This window comes from Paraburkholderia sp. BR13439, assembly GCF_040948805.1.
Taxonomy (GTDB): domain Bacteria; phylum Pseudomonadota; class Gammaproteobacteria; order Burkholderiales; family Burkholderiaceae; genus Paraburkholderia; species Paraburkholderia youngii.
In genome coordinates this window covers 502,207-517,383 of sequence record NZ_JBFPKN010000003.1, presented here as the reverse complement: position 1 = coordinate 517,383, position 15,177 = coordinate 502,207, and the positions used below count along the sequence as shown (strand labels likewise).

General features: G+C 63.3%; 11 protein-coding genes. 5 read left to right on the top strand and 6 right to left on the bottom strand.

Features of this window, described 5'->3' with window-relative positions; translation table 11 throughout:
• The first annotated feature begins 2 nt into the window (after positions 1-2).
• From AB3X96_RS09155 to AB3X96_RS09140, 4 genes are all read left to right on the top strand, one after another.
• Entirely contained in the window at positions 3-794 is a 792-nt protein-coding gene (locus tag AB3X96_RS09155; RefSeq protein ID WP_368589457.1) for a phytanoyl-CoA dioxygenase family protein, read from the top strand.
• A 653-nt stretch (positions 795-1,447) separates the two neighbouring features.
• Positions 1,448-2,632: a phospholipase A gene (locus tag AB3X96_RS09150; RefSeq protein ID WP_368589456.1), complete on the top strand. Its 1,185-nt coding sequence runs from the start codon at positions 1,448-1,450 to the stop codon at positions 2,630-2,632.
• Positions 2,633-3,131: 499 nt separating this feature from the next.
• Positions 3,132-4,364, top strand: coding sequence for a hypothetical protein (locus tag AB3X96_RS09145; protein WP_368589455.1), 1,233 nt, complete (start codon positions 3,132-3,134; stop codon positions 4,362-4,364).
• Between the two features lie 16 nt (positions 4,365-4,380).
• Positions 4,381-6,984 (top strand): response regulator, encoded by a 2,604-nt coding sequence (locus AB3X96_RS09140; protein ID WP_368589454.1) that lies wholly within the window; start codon positions 4,381-4,383, stop codon positions 6,982-6,984.
• An 18-nt stretch (positions 6,985-7,002) separates the two neighbouring features.
• Here the strand turns inward: AB3X96_RS09140 and AB3X96_RS09135 are convergent, their stop codons facing one another.
• From AB3X96_RS09135 to AB3X96_RS09115, 5 genes are all read right to left on the bottom strand, one after another.
• On the bottom strand, positions 7,003-8,106 hold the full coding sequence (locus AB3X96_RS09135) for a porin (RefSeq protein WP_368589453.1): 1,104 nt from the start codon (positions 8,104-8,106) through the stop codon (positions 7,003-7,005).
• Between the two features lie 112 nt (positions 8,107-8,218).
• Positions 8,219-9,478, bottom strand: a complete 1,260-nt coding sequence (locus AB3X96_RS09130; protein WP_368589452.1) for a nitrate/nitrite transporter — start codon at positions 9,476-9,478, stop codon at positions 8,219-8,221.
• A gap of 100 nt (positions 9,479-9,578) precedes the next feature.
• Complete coding sequence (locus AB3X96_RS09125) at positions 9,579-10,538, bottom strand: 2Fe-2S iron-sulfur cluster-binding protein (RefSeq protein ID WP_368589451.1); 960 nt, start codon at positions 10,536-10,538, stop codon at positions 9,579-9,581.
• A 16-nt stretch (positions 10,539-10,554) separates the two neighbouring features.
• Positions 10,555-11,337: an SDR family NAD(P)-dependent oxidoreductase gene (locus AB3X96_RS09120; protein WP_176105618.1), complete on the bottom strand. Its 783-nt coding sequence runs from the start codon at positions 11,335-11,337 to the stop codon at positions 10,555-10,557.
• A gap of 104 nt (positions 11,338-11,441) precedes the next feature.
• The gene (locus AB3X96_RS09115) at positions 11,442-12,716 is read right to left on the bottom strand and encodes a Rieske 2Fe-2S domain-containing protein (RefSeq protein ID WP_368589450.1); all 1,275 of its coding nucleotides are present in this window, start codon (positions 12,714-12,716) and stop codon (positions 11,442-11,444) included.
• Between the two features lie 141 nt (positions 12,717-12,857).
• On the opposite strand from AB3X96_RS09115, the gene AB3X96_RS09110 reads away from it, so the two are divergent.
• On the top strand, positions 12,858-13,646 hold the full coding sequence (locus AB3X96_RS09110; RefSeq protein ID WP_368589449.1) for an IclR family transcriptional regulator: 789 nt from the start codon (positions 12,858-12,860) through the stop codon (positions 13,644-13,646).
• Between the two features lie 113 nt (positions 13,647-13,759).
• Here the strand turns inward: AB3X96_RS09110 and AB3X96_RS09105 are convergent, their stop codons facing one another.
• Positions 13,760-14,911: a response regulator gene (locus tag AB3X96_RS09105; RefSeq protein ID WP_368589448.1), complete on the bottom strand. Its 1,152-nt coding sequence runs from the start codon at positions 14,909-14,911 to the stop codon at positions 13,760-13,762.
• Between the last annotated feature and the right edge of the window lie 266 nt (positions 14,912-15,177).

The following is a 15,177-nucleotide window of genomic DNA, read 5'->3' as shown; positions in this document are numbered from 1 at the left end:
CCGTGGGCCGCTTTTCGACCGAACAACTCGATGATTGCGCAGCGACGTTCGAACGCGACGGCATGGTCGTTCTGCGCCAGCACTTCCCGAAGGCGACGCTGCTCGCATGGCGCGACGCGTTCGCGCCATTGCTGCAACAGCAGATTGCCGCGCGGGCGACCGCCGTGCGCGGCGAAAACCGGCACTACGTCACGCTGCCGTTCACGGGGGTCTTCGCCGATCAGTCGATCTTCTGTGATCCGGACGTGCTCGGCATCGTCGAGCGCGTGGCCGGCGACGACCCCGTGATGTGCCAGCTGGCGACCGACACGCCATTGAACGGCTCGACGTTTCAGGAGATTCATCGCGACACACCCGCGCTGTTCGACGGCGAAGCGGAAACCCCGTCGTTCCAGCTCGCGGTCAACTTTCCGTTATGTGACGTCACGCTCGAGAACGGCCCATTCGAAACGACGCTCGGCACGCATCGGATGCGCTCCGACGACGCGCTGAACGCGTGGCGCGACGGCCGCCTGCCGTTGCATGCGATCACGATGGAACTCGGCGACGTGATGATTCGCGACGTGCGCGCGTTCCATCGCGGCACGCCGAACCGGACCGACCTGCCGCGTCCGATGGTCGTGATCGGCTACAGCCGCAGCTGGTACTTCAGGCCGGAAGTCCACATCGACGTACCCGAAGCCGTCTATGCGCAATTGACGTCACGCGCGAAGCGACTACTGCGTCATATGCCGCGCGTGAGCGAACTCGACAAGGCGGGCGCGCCGGAGCAATACCGGAAATTCGCCTATTGAAGCGGGCTTTCAACCGTCGCATTGATTGGGCAACGATTTGCCGGGCAATCGAATCGCGAATCGCCACGCAATTGTCATAAGCGAAAAGTGCAGCGCGCCCAACGGATATTTCAAGGCGCGAATCACCCGCGATTTAACATTTAAAGCTCCGTTGCGCAAATGCAACGACACGACGCTATTCCGACGCTATTCCGACGCTGTTCCCGTCGCTATTCGCATCGATAGCGCGGCAGCTCTTTTTCCACTCGCGCAATTCCTAATAGCACTGGCAGAATGAGCGAAAAAACGGATAGCGGGAACCGGCGTGGATGGCGGTTTCCGCAATCAAAACGCGGACCCTGATTTTCTATCCAACTGCATGCTTTGACGCTATCGTCTCATTGCGACCTGAACTCGCAGACCAATAGGAGCTCCGTGTGCGGAATCGATTGATGTCTCGCGTGAACAAAAACCGCCAGTCTGGCGTTCGCAGCCATCGCTCGCGCGTTTTCCGATTGTCGTCAAGTCCGCTTTCCGGCTCATTTTCCAAACTGCTCCCCAGCCTATCGGTTTGCATCAGTGCGCTGGTGCTCGGCAGCTACTCTGCGTATAGCGTCGCCGGGGTTTCCATATTGCGTCCGCCGCGCGAAGCGAGGTCCGACGAACCGCTTGTCGTGACGATCGTCTACACCGGCGACGCACCCTCCGGCACGTCGGTCGACGTGCCTCGCACCTTGAGCGTCACGCTGACCAACGGCGAGGCCCTGCCAAGGGCCGTACTGCTCACGCGCGCATCCGGCGCACCCGAGCATGTCCGGCTAGCGGCCGGCGAGATGAAGGCGGTCAGCTATAGTGCGCCATGGCCCGATTGGGCGCGCGGTGCGCTTCGCATCGACCTGCCTGGCGTCGACGTATCACCTTCGGTAGTCCTGCTCACGCGTGTGCCTCGCAATGCGGCGACGGCCAGCGCCGCAACAGCGGCGCCCGCGTCTGCGGCGGCGGTTGCGTCCGCATCCGCACCGGTCGTGATCGCGCCAGCCGAAGGGCCGATGGCCGGCAACGAGTCGATCGCCGCGCAAGTGCCGCCTTCGACCGTGAAGCCCTCGAATTCCTTGGTGCCGGACCTCGGCACCTTTCTCGTGGGGCGATTTTCGTTCTACCAGCCCACCTACTTCGCCGACGGCTGGGACTCGTCGGAAGACGGTCTCGCCAAATTCCAGGTCAGCTTCAAATTCCGCTTCGTACTGCCCGATGATCCGCGTTCACGCGGTTTTCTCGACAACCTTTATTTCGCCTACACGCAGACTTCTCTGTGGGATATCCGCGGGCATATGAACCCGTTCTACGATACGAGCTACATGCCCGCTCTTTTCTACTACCTGGAGGACACCGGGTGGAGGACCAGCTGGTTCACCCGGATGGGCATCGAGTCTGGCTACGAGCACGAGTCGAACGGGACCGCCGGTCCCGGGTCGCGTGGCATCGACTATGTCTACATCAAGCCGATCTGGGATTTTGGCGACCTCAACGCCAATCACCTGACCATCGAGCCGAAAATCTACGCCTACACGCACAAACAGGACACGAATTCGGATATCGCCGACTATCGCGGCTATGTCGACCTGCTCGTCAAATACGGCAGCCCGGATGGCTGGCAGCTCGCGACCACGTTGAGAAAGGGCACGAAATCGACCTATGGAAGCGTCGACGTACAATTTACCTACCCGCTTGCCAAGATATTCGGCAGTGCATGGGGCGGGTATCTGTTTCTAAACTATTTCAACGGCTACGCGGAAGATCTTCTCTCTTACAACCAGCACCGCTGGGCCGCGCGCATTGGCTTCGCCGTGTCGCGCTGACGCATGACGTTGTCCTCTGTAGGCGCCGGGCCAGATGTACTAGGCGCCTTTGCGCGACACGCGTTACATGCCGGCACTGTTCTTTACCGCGAGGACAGCGGTTACGTATGGCTCGGCTTCTTTAGCGGTTGTGGCGAGAACATTCTCGACTACAACCAGCATCGCTGGATTGCGCGAATCGGCTATAGCATTACACGCTAATCCGGTATTCGCCGGAGATGCAAGCAAAGGGCCGCCGAGCGGCCCTTTTGCCATTCGAGGACGGCGCACGACGTGCCGTAATACATCGAAAGTTCTGCCGTAATTCTTTCAAAAGATTGCCCAGAGCCGATTCCCACCCGGCGGGCAAGCCGTCTTGAACCGCTCGTGAATGCTGTGTGCACGAACAGACGGGCGTATCGGTGCGGATTTCTCTAGAGTTGAAGGGTCGCCGGTCCAACCGGCTGGCCACGCCGCGCGCTGACTTTTCCAGCGTCTAATCAAAACCAAGGAAAACCCAATGAAGACCGCTCTCCTTAAAGACCTGTCGACCGTTTCAAACGAGCCAACCGGACTTCTTTTGCATCGGAATAGTGCACCGCTTGCGCTCAAGCACGAAATTCACCCGGAGCAGATCCGCGATAGCCTGCCGGCCCGTCAGGGGGGGGTCGGCTTTCTGTTTCACGCGACCGACTGGGAGACTCTTTCATTTTCTTTTCACAACGTTCGCGAACGCAGCGAGTCGTTCGAAGAAGAGTTGTGGAAGACCAAGCCTTTCATCGCATCGCCGATCTATTCGGGCTCGCAGGTAATCGGCGCGAATATCGCCTGCCCGGTGCCGCTCGAAATGTGGCTCGGCAGCCCGCGCGGCATCAAGCGCTTTCGGGCGACGCAATTCTTTCCGGCGCTGGAGCTCGCCAGAAAGGCGGGCTTGAACATGGTCGCGATGGGCGCGTCGACGCCGTACGCATGCAACTACGGGGCGCTGCCCCGGCCGGTCAAGCCGCCTCACATCACGACCGGCCACGCGGCGACCGCGGCGATGCTGAAGGACTGGGCGATGCATTGCTGCGAACAGCTCAGCCTCGAATTCGGCAACACGAAGCTCGCGCTGTTCGGCGCGGCCGGCCGGCTCGGCACGACGGTCGCGAAGTATCTGCTCTACAAGGATGCGCCGAAGGAACTGGTGCTGATCGATCTGCCGGACAAGATCAACCTGCTGACCGATCAGGCGAACGAGTTGCTCGCGTCGGACCTGCTCGGCAAATCGAAAGTCTCGGTGCATACGTTCAGCCCGGACACGCCGCTCCCTGACTTCGACGGCGCGATCCTCGCGAGCAGCACAAGCGTGCCCTACCTGAGCGCCGCCGATCTCAAACGCGCGCAATTCTGGATCGACGATTCGCATCCGCGCGCGGCCAGCGTCGAAGCGGAACTCGCTTCTCGCGGTCATACGCTCTATATTGAATGCTTCGCGCGTGGGCCCGCTGGACTCGACACCGCTTTCCCGTTCAGGCTGCCGTCCACCCGCGACTGCTATACCTGCTTTGCCGAAGGTTATTCCGCGTGGCAAGAAGGCATCGCATCCGATTTCATCATCGGTAGCCCGCCCGTGTGGTCGGTCTCTTATACTCATGGTCTTCTGAAGAAGTACGGCTTTTCGGTCGGACCGTTTCACGGCAAGAACGGCGACTCGCTCGCCGAAGGCGTCGAAGCACAGCAATTCAATACGCATGAAATGATGGGTTCCTGATGAACTCGGAGGCCTGATGGCGAGACCGCGCGAAAGCATGCGGGATATGCTGGAAAGAAGCAGGTTCGCGATTCGATGGGGAGGCGCACTCGGCCTCCTGTGTCACCCCATCTATTACATCGTCTGGACCTACCTCCTTCCGCAGCCTTACGACAACCTGCTGCTGCGGCTCAGCGCGGCGGCCGTCTGCGTTCCGCTGCTGTTCCAGGCGCGCTGGCCGAGGCGCTACAACCCCGCTCTGCTGATCTACTGGCATTGCTGCCTGATTTACGTGCTGCCGTTCGTCTGCACGTTCCTGACCGTCAGAAACGGCTTCTCCACGATGTGGATGATGACCGAGGTCATGATGATCTTCATTCTGGCGCTGTGTATCGACAACCCGCTGCTGCTGATAACGTGCATCGGTATCGGCGTGTTTTCCGGCGGCCTTGCCGGCGTGTTGAGCTCGCCGACGCCGATCGTTCTCAGCGCCGACGACAAGTCCAATCTCGCGCTGCTGCCGGTGGTCGTGCTGTGCAGCATGGCGTTCAGCCACGCGATCAGCAAGGGACGCATCTTCGTCGAAAAGAACCGCGCGTTGCAGGCGCTCGCGGGTTCCATCGCGCACGAGATGCGCAATCCGCTGAGCCAGTTGCGGCACGTGCTCGACCGCGTCGAGGAAGCGTTGCCCTCGGCGAACAAGGCGGGCGCGGCGCCGACGCTCACCGACGGCACGGCCTCGCTGATGTACAACCATCTCGCGCAGGGCCAATTGTCGATCGAGCGCGGCCTGCGCATCATCGCGATGACGCTCGACGAAGTCGCCGCGAAATCGATCCGCCCGGATAGTCTCAGCTACCTGCATGCCGGCGCGACCACGCGCAAGGCGCTCGCCGAATACGGCTTCGACAACGACAAGGAACGCGCGAAGGTGAGCGTCGTCGTCAACCGCGACTTCGTGTTCAAGGTCGACGAGACGGTCTATCTGTTCACGCTGTTCAACCTGATCAAGAACGCGCTGCATCACATCGTCGCGTATCCGCAGGCGACGCTGACATTGACCGTCGATAGCGACTCGGTGATCGTGCGCGACACCGGCCCCGGCATCGCGGCGGAGATCCTGCAGCATCTGTTCGAGCCGTTTCGCACGGCCGGCAACTCGGGCGGCACCGGGCTCGGGCTCGCGTACTGCCAGCGCGCGATGCGCGCGTTCGGCGGCAGCATCGACTGCGAATCGGAACTCGGCAAGTTCACCGCATTCACGCTGCGCTTTCCGCCGGTGGCGGCTGACGAGGTCGCCGAGCACGAGCGGCGCCTGTTCGAACGCGCGATGCCGGCGTTCAAGGGCAAGCGCGTGCTCGTCGTCGACGACGACGCTACGCTGCGCGCCCGCACCCGCCGCCTGCTGACGAAGGCGGGCGCCTATGTCAGCGAGGCGTCGGGCGGCGAGCTTGCGCTCGCCACGCTGCGGCGCGCGCCGCTCTACGACCTCGTGCTGATGGACATCAGCATGCCCGATCTGGACGGCTATGCGACGACCGAGCGCATCCGGGCCGACCGGGACTGCCCGAACCGCAACGTGCTGATCGCCGCCTATACCGCCGAACCGGGCAACGCGGTGCGGCTGCGCGCGCGGCGCGCCGGCATGGACGAGATCATCGGCAAGACGTCGAGTGTGCAGGAGCTGATCACCGCGGTGCAGGCCCTGTTCGACAACGGCGTGCGGCATCAGCCGGGCGAGCTGCCCGACGGCTTCGCCGGCAGAACCTTCGTGATCGCCGACGACGACACCTACAGCCGGCTCGTCGCAAAGGCTTATCTGGAGCGCTGCGGCGCGAGCGTCATCGAGGCCGACCACGGTCAGGCGGTGCTGACCAACCTGCACGAAGACGGCTTCATCGACGCGATCCTGATGGACGTGAACATGCCGGGCATGAACGGCATCGAGACGACGAAGTCGATTCGCGCACGCACCGATGCCTACGCGACGCTGCCTGTCATCGCGCTGACCAGTCACACCGATCCCGCAGCGGTGCAGGCCTGCCTTGCCGCCGGGATGAACGAGGTGTTGATCAAGCCGGTGCAAGCCGGCTCGCTGTACGCATGTCTCGCACGGCAGTTCGGCACACGCGGCGAGCTGAGTGCGGACTCTCCATCTTCACAACGGATTGCGGAAACCGCGGGCGAAAGCGCGCAAACGGATTTTGCGGCGACGCCGGTGGCATTGGCCCCCACGGCGAGCGCGCACGCGGCCCCCCCCATCGCTGAAGAAAGCCTGCTCGACGAACCCCACCTGGAAGAACTGGTCTCGCTCGATCTGCTCGACGAATCGTTCCTGAACGGCATCGAACAGATCCGCTCGCTCGTCGCGCGGCTCGCGGCAAACAGCGCGGCTGTCGATATCAAGGCGACGCACGCGAGCTTGCATGCGCTGCTTGGCGTCAGCGGCAACATCGGCGCGAAGGCACTGCATCGCTACGCACGACAGATCTATCCACGCGTGATCGGCGGTGAGTGGCCGGTGGAAACCGACTGGCTCGTCCAGGTCCGCACGCTGGGCGCGCGCTCGACCGACGCGTTGCAGCGATATTACGCGTCGGCGAAAGGCCCGCGCGATCATCGCGATGCACTGAGCGATTGAGCGCGCGCGCCGCCGCCGTCAGAACTTGTGCAGCACGCCGATCGCAAACGCCAGCTGGTTCGCGCCGGTCTTCACGGTCGTCGTCGCGACCGAAGTCGCCCATCCCGTTGCACTCAGCGCGGCCTTCGAGCTGTTGATCACATAGGTGATGTCGGTGTACAGCGCCGTGCGCTTCGACAGCCAGTAGTCCGCGTTGACGCCGGTGCTCAATGCGTGCGCGTCGACTTGGCGATACGCGTGGTAGTAACTCGCGGCTGCGAGGTCCAGCGCCGACGTCGCCTTGTAGCGCACGCCCGCGAACGCCATCGACTGCGGCGGCGATGTGGTGAGCGTCGACGGAACATCGTTCAGCAGCAATTCGTAGCCGCCGTACAGCGTCGCCTTGCCGATTGCATACGAACCGCCGGCCACGTAGCGCCGCTCGCTATCGCCCGATGTCGCGATCACCGAGCCTTGGCGCTGCTCGTACACGAACGTCAGATTCAGCGGCCCCTGCACGTAGCGTCCACCGATGTCGTACTGCTTGCCGACGCGGAACGAGCCCGCCACCGGCACGTTGGAGGCGACTGCGTCATAGCCGAAGCTGTAGAGCGCATTCAGCTCGAACGGTCCCACATGGCCGAGATACGACACCGCGTTATCCGCGCGACCGACGAACTGCGCGTCCTGCGCGGAAAGGCCGTAACTGGAATAGCCGAGCGGGTCGAGCGCGAGGAAGTAGCGGTACATCGGCGTCATCTGCCGGCCGAGCATCATCGCGCCGTAGCGGTCCGATTCGAGTCCGACGAACGCTTGCCGGCCGAACAGCCGCCCGCCTTGCTGCAGCGCGCCGGTGTTCATCGCCATGCCCGATTCGAGCGTGAAAATCGCCCGCAGTCCGTTGCCGAGATCTTCCTTGCCGGTAAAACCCCAACGCGAATTCTGCCGGTTGCCGGTGCCGAGCGCGACCTGGGTGCCAGACGATCCCTGCGGCGTGACAGCGTGAGTCACGTAGGTCACCCCCGAGTCGACGATGCCGTACAGCGTGACCGACGACTGCGCGTGCGCCGCGCCGCTGATGCCGATACCAATACCACATGCAAAAAGGACCTTCGAGGGCCTGGCGAGAGGCTTGTGCTTCACCGTGTGTCTCCTGCTGGAAATTGAGTTGTTTTGTGCTGCGAAAGCGTGATCGTTCGATCTCTGTGGTCGCGGTAGCCGGCGCGTGGCCGCGGCGGCTGCCGGAGAGAGTCGGTCATTCGCGTGCGATGTGCGGATTGACGAAGAACATCGCGACGACCGCGATAGCGGGTCCGATCGCGAGCGTGATGAGCGCGAGCATGAATGAATGACTCGCGCCATACAGCGAGCCGACCACCATCGGCGACACCGCGCTGCCGGACTGCCAGATCGCATTGGTCCAGCCGGCGCTCGCGCCGGCGAGGCGCTTGCCGGATGCGTCGCTCACCTGTGCCATCAGCACCGGCAGATAGCCGAACGAGAACGCCCCGAGGATCGGCGCGACCAGATAGAACTGATGCGCGGTCGAGCAGTAGCCGAACACCAGCAACGCGATCGTGAACGCGATCAGGCAGCCGATCGACATCATCCGCCGCGACACGCCAGGCAGATCGGAGATCCAGCCGAGCGTCGGCTTCGCGATCACCGCGCCGATGCCGAACGACGCGACGATCGATCCGGCGACGATCGGCGCAATGCCGTATTGGCGCGTCATCAGCGCGTTGCCCCATGCAGCGAAGCCGACGGTCGCCCACAAGCCGCCGCAGCCCGCGATCGACAGCGCGATCAGGTTCCGGTTGCGCAACAGGCCGAGCATGTCCTGCAGGCTGTTGCGCGCGGGCTTCGCTTCGTTCGACGGCCGGTTCTTCAGCAGCAGCAACGTGACGATGCCCCACGCGAACGTGACGATGCCGAGCATATGAAATGCGTTCGACCAGCCGTGCCGCGCTGAGAACGACGGCACGACCGCGTTCGCGATCACGACGGCGAGCGACGTCGCGGTCGTGTAGAGGCCCATTGCGCGGCCCCGGTCGCGCGTGAACCATGCGGGAATGATCTTCATGCCGGCCGAGTAGTCGGCGCCTGCCGCGAAACCCATCGCCGCCTGAATCACGATGCCGAAGGCGAGCGAATGCGTATAGCCGAACGTAAACGTGAGTACGCCGAGCGGCAGCAGCGCGAGCGTGAGCATCGCGCGACCGCCGAGCAGATCGGTCAGCATGCCGCCGACCACGTTCGCAAGCACATAGCCCGCGTAGAACGCGGTGACGAACGCACCGAGCATCGACACGCTGATGCCGAGCGACGCGCCGACCGGCGCGGCCACCGTGCTCCACGCCACGCGGACCACATAGCTGAGCAGAAACGCGGCCCAGACGATGAACAGCGCGACCCAGCGATACGGGTTCGTGTCGGCGCTGCTCGCCTCCCGTGCGCCGTTCGTGGCCCAGACGTTCGCGGACATGCCCTCCGACGACGCCAGATTCTTCTCCATGACTCCTCCAATGCCGGGGCGTGCCAGCGGCCGCCCGTTTTCTTTCTTTCTGATGGATAGGGCGCCGGCCGCCTGCTGTGACCGGCGCCGGCGAATGCCGTTACAGATCGAGCACTAGCACCCTCGACTTCGCACGTGAACAGCACGGCAGGAACTGATCGTTGCGGGCCTGCTCCTCGGGCGACAGGTACAGATCCCGGTGGTCGGGTTCGCCTTCGAGCACCCGCGTGATGCAGGTGCCGCAGATGCCCTGCTCGCACGACACCGGCACCTCGACGCCCGCCGCCGCGAGCGCCTGCGTGACCGTGCAATCGGCCGCAATCGACACGACGCGGCCCGAGCGCGCGAGCCGCACGTCGAACGAGCCGCCGTCGCCGGCAGGCTGCGCCGCCGCGAAGTATTCGTAATGCAGACGATCGTCGCTCCAGCCGAGCGAGCGTGCCGTATCGAGCACCGCGTTCATGAAGCCCTGCGGACCACACACGTACAGATGCCGGTCCGCGCCGCCTGTCAGCAGTGCGTTCAGATCGAGCATGCCGTGCTCGTCGTCGAAGTGGTACTGCGCGTTGTCCGCCCACGACGACGCGGCGATTCGCTCGACGAACGCCGCACGGCTCTTCGAGCGCGCGCAGTAATGCATGTCGAACGCCGCGCCCATCGCTGCCAGCTGCTCCGCCATGCAGAGAAGCGGCGTGACGCCGATGCCGCCCGCGAGCAATAGCGGCTTCGCGTCATGGCGGGCGAGCGGGAAATGATTGCGCGGTACGCCGATGCGGAGCGCGTCGCCTTCGTTCACCGCGTCGTGCATGCGCAGCGATCCGCCGCGCGAATCGGCGTCGCGCAACACCGCGATCTGATACCGGTGACGCTCGCGAGGCGCGTTGCACAGCGAGTACTGCCGCACCGGCCCGCCGGGCACGTAGACGTCGATGTGCGCGCCCGCCTCGAACGGCGGCAGCTCGCGGCCGTCGACATCGACGAACTCGAAGCCGGCGATCCCGTCGGCTTCGTCGCGCCGTGCGGCGACCCGCACCATCAGCGTGGAATCGGTCATGTTCATGCCACCTCTCCTCCGCTCACATCGCCGACAGGCCGCCGTCGACCATCAGCGTCGTGCCGGTGATGTACGACGCCTCGTCGCTCGCGAACCACAGGATCGGCCACGCGATCTCTTCGGGCGACGCCCAGCGGCCGATCAGCGACGTGTCCTGGCGCTGCGTCTTCAGCACTTCGACGCTCTTGCCCGCTGCAATGGCGCGATTCACGTGGAATCCGGTCAGCGTCGACCCGGGGCATATCGCGTTCACGCGCACGCCGTTCGCGGTCTCCTCGAACGCGAGCGTGCGGGTCATCGCCAGCATGCCGGCCTTGGTCGCGTCGTACAGGCCCATGCCCTTGCGGCCGGTCACCGCATAGCACGACGATACGTTGACGATACTCGCGCGGCCCGCGCGACGCAGGAACGGCAGCGCCGCCCTGCAATAATTCGACGTGCCGACCAGATTGACCGACACCATCGCCTGCCACTCGGCCGGCGTCGCGTCGGCGAGCGCGCTGTAGTTGCGCATCGCCGCGTTGTTGACCAGCACGTCGAGCCGGCCGAACGAAGCGGCGGCGAACTGCACCGCGCGCACCGCATCGGCGTCATCCGACACGTCGGCCGGGAACGTCTCGACACGCGCCGACGGATCGGCCTCCTTCAGGTCTTCAGTGACGCGCGCGAGCGCCTCTGGATTCGCATCGACGAGCACTACCGCAGCGCCCTGGGCGCAGAACACGCGCGCGGTCGCGGCGCCGATGCCGCCTCCGCCGCCAGTGATCAGCGCGACCTTGTCTTCGAGTCTTTTACGTTGCTGCATTGCTTGCCGGCGCGCAGCCGGCCTCCTTTTGCGGAATGGGCGGAAGGTCCAGTCGGACCGGACGACGACACGCGGGGCGGAGAGAAGCCCGGCCCCGCCGTGCATCAGATCGTGTAGATCGGTTGGTCCTTGCCGTCGTGCAGATGGATCACCGCCCATTCCTGTGGCTTCTGATCGCGCGGCAGCAAGACGCCGGCAGCGCGCACGCGCTGCTGATCGGCGTCGATCGCGGGCGGATCGGTGTCGGGCACCAGTGCCGTGGCCGCCTCGTACATCATGCGGCGCGCCATCACGATCGCGCGGTCGGTCGGCAACAGCTTTTCCTTGCTGTGGTCCTGGATCGGACCCATGCTTTCCTGCAGCGACGCGTCCTGCATCGCGAAGCCGAACACGCCCGAGTACGCGCGCTTTTCCTTCTGCGCCTTGCGGTCGATCAGATAGTCGTTGTCCTTGTTCGCCTTCGGACGGAACGTGCCACCTTCCTCGTACTCGCAGTGAATGCCCTTGCCGGCGTTCAGATCGGCCAGTTCCTGCTCGTCGAGCGGACGGTCCGGGCGGAAGTTGATGCTCCACGCCCAGCAGCTGTGATCGTCGATTGGCACCCACACGTGGCCCGCGAGCGAGTGGTCGCCGAACGGCGGGATCAGCGTGTACCACGGGAACAGCCACTGCGTGACGCGCCAGTAGTACGAATCCGGCTCGCCGTTGCGGCGGCCGAACAGCGTGAGGCCGAACGGCTGCTTCTCGATCTCGAAGATCACGTTGCCGTCCGCCTTGATGTAGTCGAGCGCCTTCGTGCCCTGGTGCATCGGGTCATCGTCGACTTCGTAGCGGTGCACATACGACACGTGGCTCGTGTCGATGCCGCCTTCCATCGCCTGCAGGTAGTTCGATTCCTGCAGCCGCTTCGACACGAACACGTGGCTCTCCGGCAGGTTGCACCACTCGAGATCCGGCGGCGCCGGCTGACGGTCCTTCGGCCCCATGTACGCCCACACGATGCCCGCGCGTTCGATGCACGGATACGCGGTGATGCCCATGTGCTTGCACGCCTGCGGTGCGGACGGGACCTCGACGCAGTTGCCGTTGCGGTCGAATTTGAGGCCGTGATACGAGCAGCGGATGCCGTTCTCTTCATTGCGGCCGAAGTAGAGCGACACGCCGCGGTGCGAGCAGAACTCGTCGATCAGCGCGGGCTGGCCTTCGGAATCGCGAAAGGCCAGCAGCTTTTCGCCGAGGATCTGCACGCGCACCGGCGGGCAATCGGGCTCCGCGATTTCGCTCGCGAGCAGCACCGGCACCCAGTAGCGGCGCATCAGATTGCCCATCGCCGTGCCCGGGCCCGTGCGAACCAGCGTCTCCGACATGTTCTTGTCCATAATCCCTCCGAATCCAGTTGTCCATTGTGTGAGAATGTGGTCTCATTGTACGGACAGATTGATGTGAGTCAAGTTCGTGCCGATAGGGACTTTCACTACAATGTGCAATCGACGCGGACCATCGCGGAAAGGAAATTTCAAATGGAAGAAAAAAAGCCGCACGAAAATGTGCGGGCAGTCGAGCGGGCGCTAGATATTCTTCTGGCGTTCCGCCCCGGGGACAAGGAATTGACCGTCGCGGAGTTGCTGACCCGCGTGGACCTGAGCCGACCGACGCTGTACCGGCTGCTGAATACGCTCGAACAGAACGGCTTTCTCGCGTCGTCGGGCGAGCCGCAGCGCTTCAGGCTCGGCAGTTCGGTCGCGCAAGTCGCGCACGCCTGGATGGCGAACAATACGATCGCGCAGCTCGCGCAGCCGATGCTGCGCGAACTTTGGGAAGCGACCTCGGAGACGGTCGCGTTGTTCGTGCCGGAGGGGACCTACCGGATTTGCGTCGCCGAACTGGAAAGTCCGCAGCCGCTCAGTTTCCGGCGGGGAGTCGGCTATCGCGAGAAGCTCGTGCTCGGCGCGAGCGGCCGCACGATTCTTTCGCAGATGCCGCTGTCAGAGGACGATCTGCGGCGCTATCTGAGCGATCCGGATCAGGACACGGCGGCGCTCGCCGCCGATCTCGATGCGGTCCGCGCAAAGGGCTTCGGCACCAGCCATCACGAACTGATCGCAGGCGCGGTCGCAGTGGCCGCGCCGTTCTTCAACGGTGCGAACCAGGTGGCGGGTTCGGTGTGCATCTTCGGGCCGAGCGTGCGCGTAACCGACGAGCGCATCGCGCACTTCGCGGCGTTGCTCAAGCGAGAGGTGGGCAATCTGTCGCGAGTGCTGGGGCATCAAGGGGAAACTGGACGGGTGCCCAGTGTGGCGCGTCGGTGAAATCGGCATGAAGATGCCGGCCGACGTCGGGAGCGCAGTCAGGAAAGTCGACACTCAGTTCTTGCTTCTCCTGACGCCGATTCATGGCTGAAGCCAAAAACTCACGTCTCCGGCTATACGCTCATAACGCGCCGCGCGAGCGTCGAATAAGCGAGTGGCTCAAAACGATTGAGCCCCTCCTTAACCCCAGGAATGTCGTGATTTCTGGCGTGCTGCTCCATCTGTGCGCAAGCATTCGCCACTTCGGGTTCCTGAATCATCGCGAAAGATCCGCGTACCGCATGAAGCTGGGCGAGCACCGTTTTCATATCCCCAAGCTCAATGGCGCCATGCAGTTCCCGAAGCGAATCCCTCAGCGCCTGAGTCATCGCGGCATGGATGTGCTCGGGCAATGGCCCTTGCGAAATGTCGCGCCTCGCCACGGTGTCATTCGCGGGACGCCTGGCTGCCTCGTTGACCAGCCGCCGCACCGTCGCTTCCATCGTGTCGAGCAGGACAGGTTTGAGCAGGACCTCGTCGATTCCCGCGTTCGTGCATCGCGCGCGCTCTTCTGCCGCGACGTGCGCAGTAATCGCGATGATCGGCACCGTCGAACTTTGGGCACGAAGGCACCGCGCGAGCGCGTACCCGTCCATCCCCGGCATATTGATGTCGGTCATCACCAGATCGTAGTGGCGCTCGTTGAAGCGCCGCAATGCCGCCCCGCCACTTTCGGCCATATCGGCCTCGTATCCCAGCGTGGCAAGTTGAGCGACGAGCAACTCCCGGTTGGCGAGCTGATCGTCGACGACGAGGATGTGAATGGCGCGTGTGTCGATCTCGGTGGACTTCGGTTCGGCTTTCGTATGCCCTGGGGCGCTGACCGGGGTGGCTGCACTCACCGGAATGGGCAAGGTCACGACAAAGGTGCTTCCGGCATTCAACTCGCTCTTCACCCGAATCGTGCCATGCATCAATTCAGTCAGGCGCAGACAGAGCGCGAGTCCGAGGCCTGTTCCGCCGTAGCGCCTCGCAATCGACGAATCGGCCTGTGTAAAAGCATGAAATAGCGTCTCCTGTTGCTGCGGAGTCATGCCGATGCCGGTGTCGCTGACACCGATCACGATCGGAGAATCGTCGGCCGTGTCGTCCTTGAGGTAGACCTCCAGTAGGACATCGCCCGTGGCGGTGAATTTGATCGCGTTACCACGAGACGTCGTCAACTCTGAAGTGGCGACCCAGGTGCCACGGGATTCATTCCAGACACTTTTATACGACTTATTCATAATCCAATCCTTTCTCAAAAACTAAAATTTGGCATCAGAGATTGCGACGTCCGCGTTATTCGTCGTTGCCCTTGGCCGCCGCGAAAGAGACGTTAATTTTTCTTCCCTCTGAAATCTTTCACTTACATACAAATCGCTTCTCAATACCGCGCATCATTCATGGCCACCCGCCCGATGGGGGCATGAATGAAAGAATTCGCATTTGAGGCATTAAAGAATTGCCTATGAATACAAAAATCGAAACGACTTGCTCACGACTAAAGTTC

Bases quoted from the DNA above. Each gene is read 5' to 3' on its own strand.
- AB3X96_RS09130 (WP_368589452.1), bottom strand. From the start codon at position 9,478: ATGGAGAAGAATCTGGCGTCGTCGGAGGGCATGTCCGCGAACGTCTGG.
- AB3X96_RS09125 (WP_368589451.1), bottom strand. From the start codon at position 10,538: ATGAACATGACCGATTCCACGCTGATGGTGCGGGTCGCCGCACGGCGC.
- AB3X96_RS09115 (WP_368589450.1), bottom strand. From the start codon at position 12,716: ATGGACAAGAACATGTCGGAGACGCTGGTTCGCACGGGCCCGGGCACG.
- AB3X96_RS09145 (WP_368589455.1), top strand. From the start codon at position 3,132: ATGAAGACCGCTCTCCTTAAAGACCTGTCGACCGTTTCAAACGAGCCA.
- AB3X96_RS09140 (WP_368589454.1), top strand. From the start codon at position 4,381: ATGGCGAGACCGCGCGAAAGCATGCGGGATATGCTGGAAAGAAGCAGG.
- AB3X96_RS09120 (WP_176105618.1), bottom strand. From the start codon at position 11,337: ATGCAGCAACGTAAAAGACTCGAAGACAAGGTCGCGCTGATCACTGGC.
- AB3X96_RS09105 (WP_368589448.1), bottom strand. From the start codon at position 14,911: ATGAATAAGTCGTATAAAAGTGTCTGGAATGAATCCCGTGGCACCTGG.
- AB3X96_RS09110 (WP_368589449.1), top strand. From the start codon at position 12,858: ATGGAAGAAAAAAAGCCGCACGAAAATGTGCGGGCAGTCGAGCGGGCG.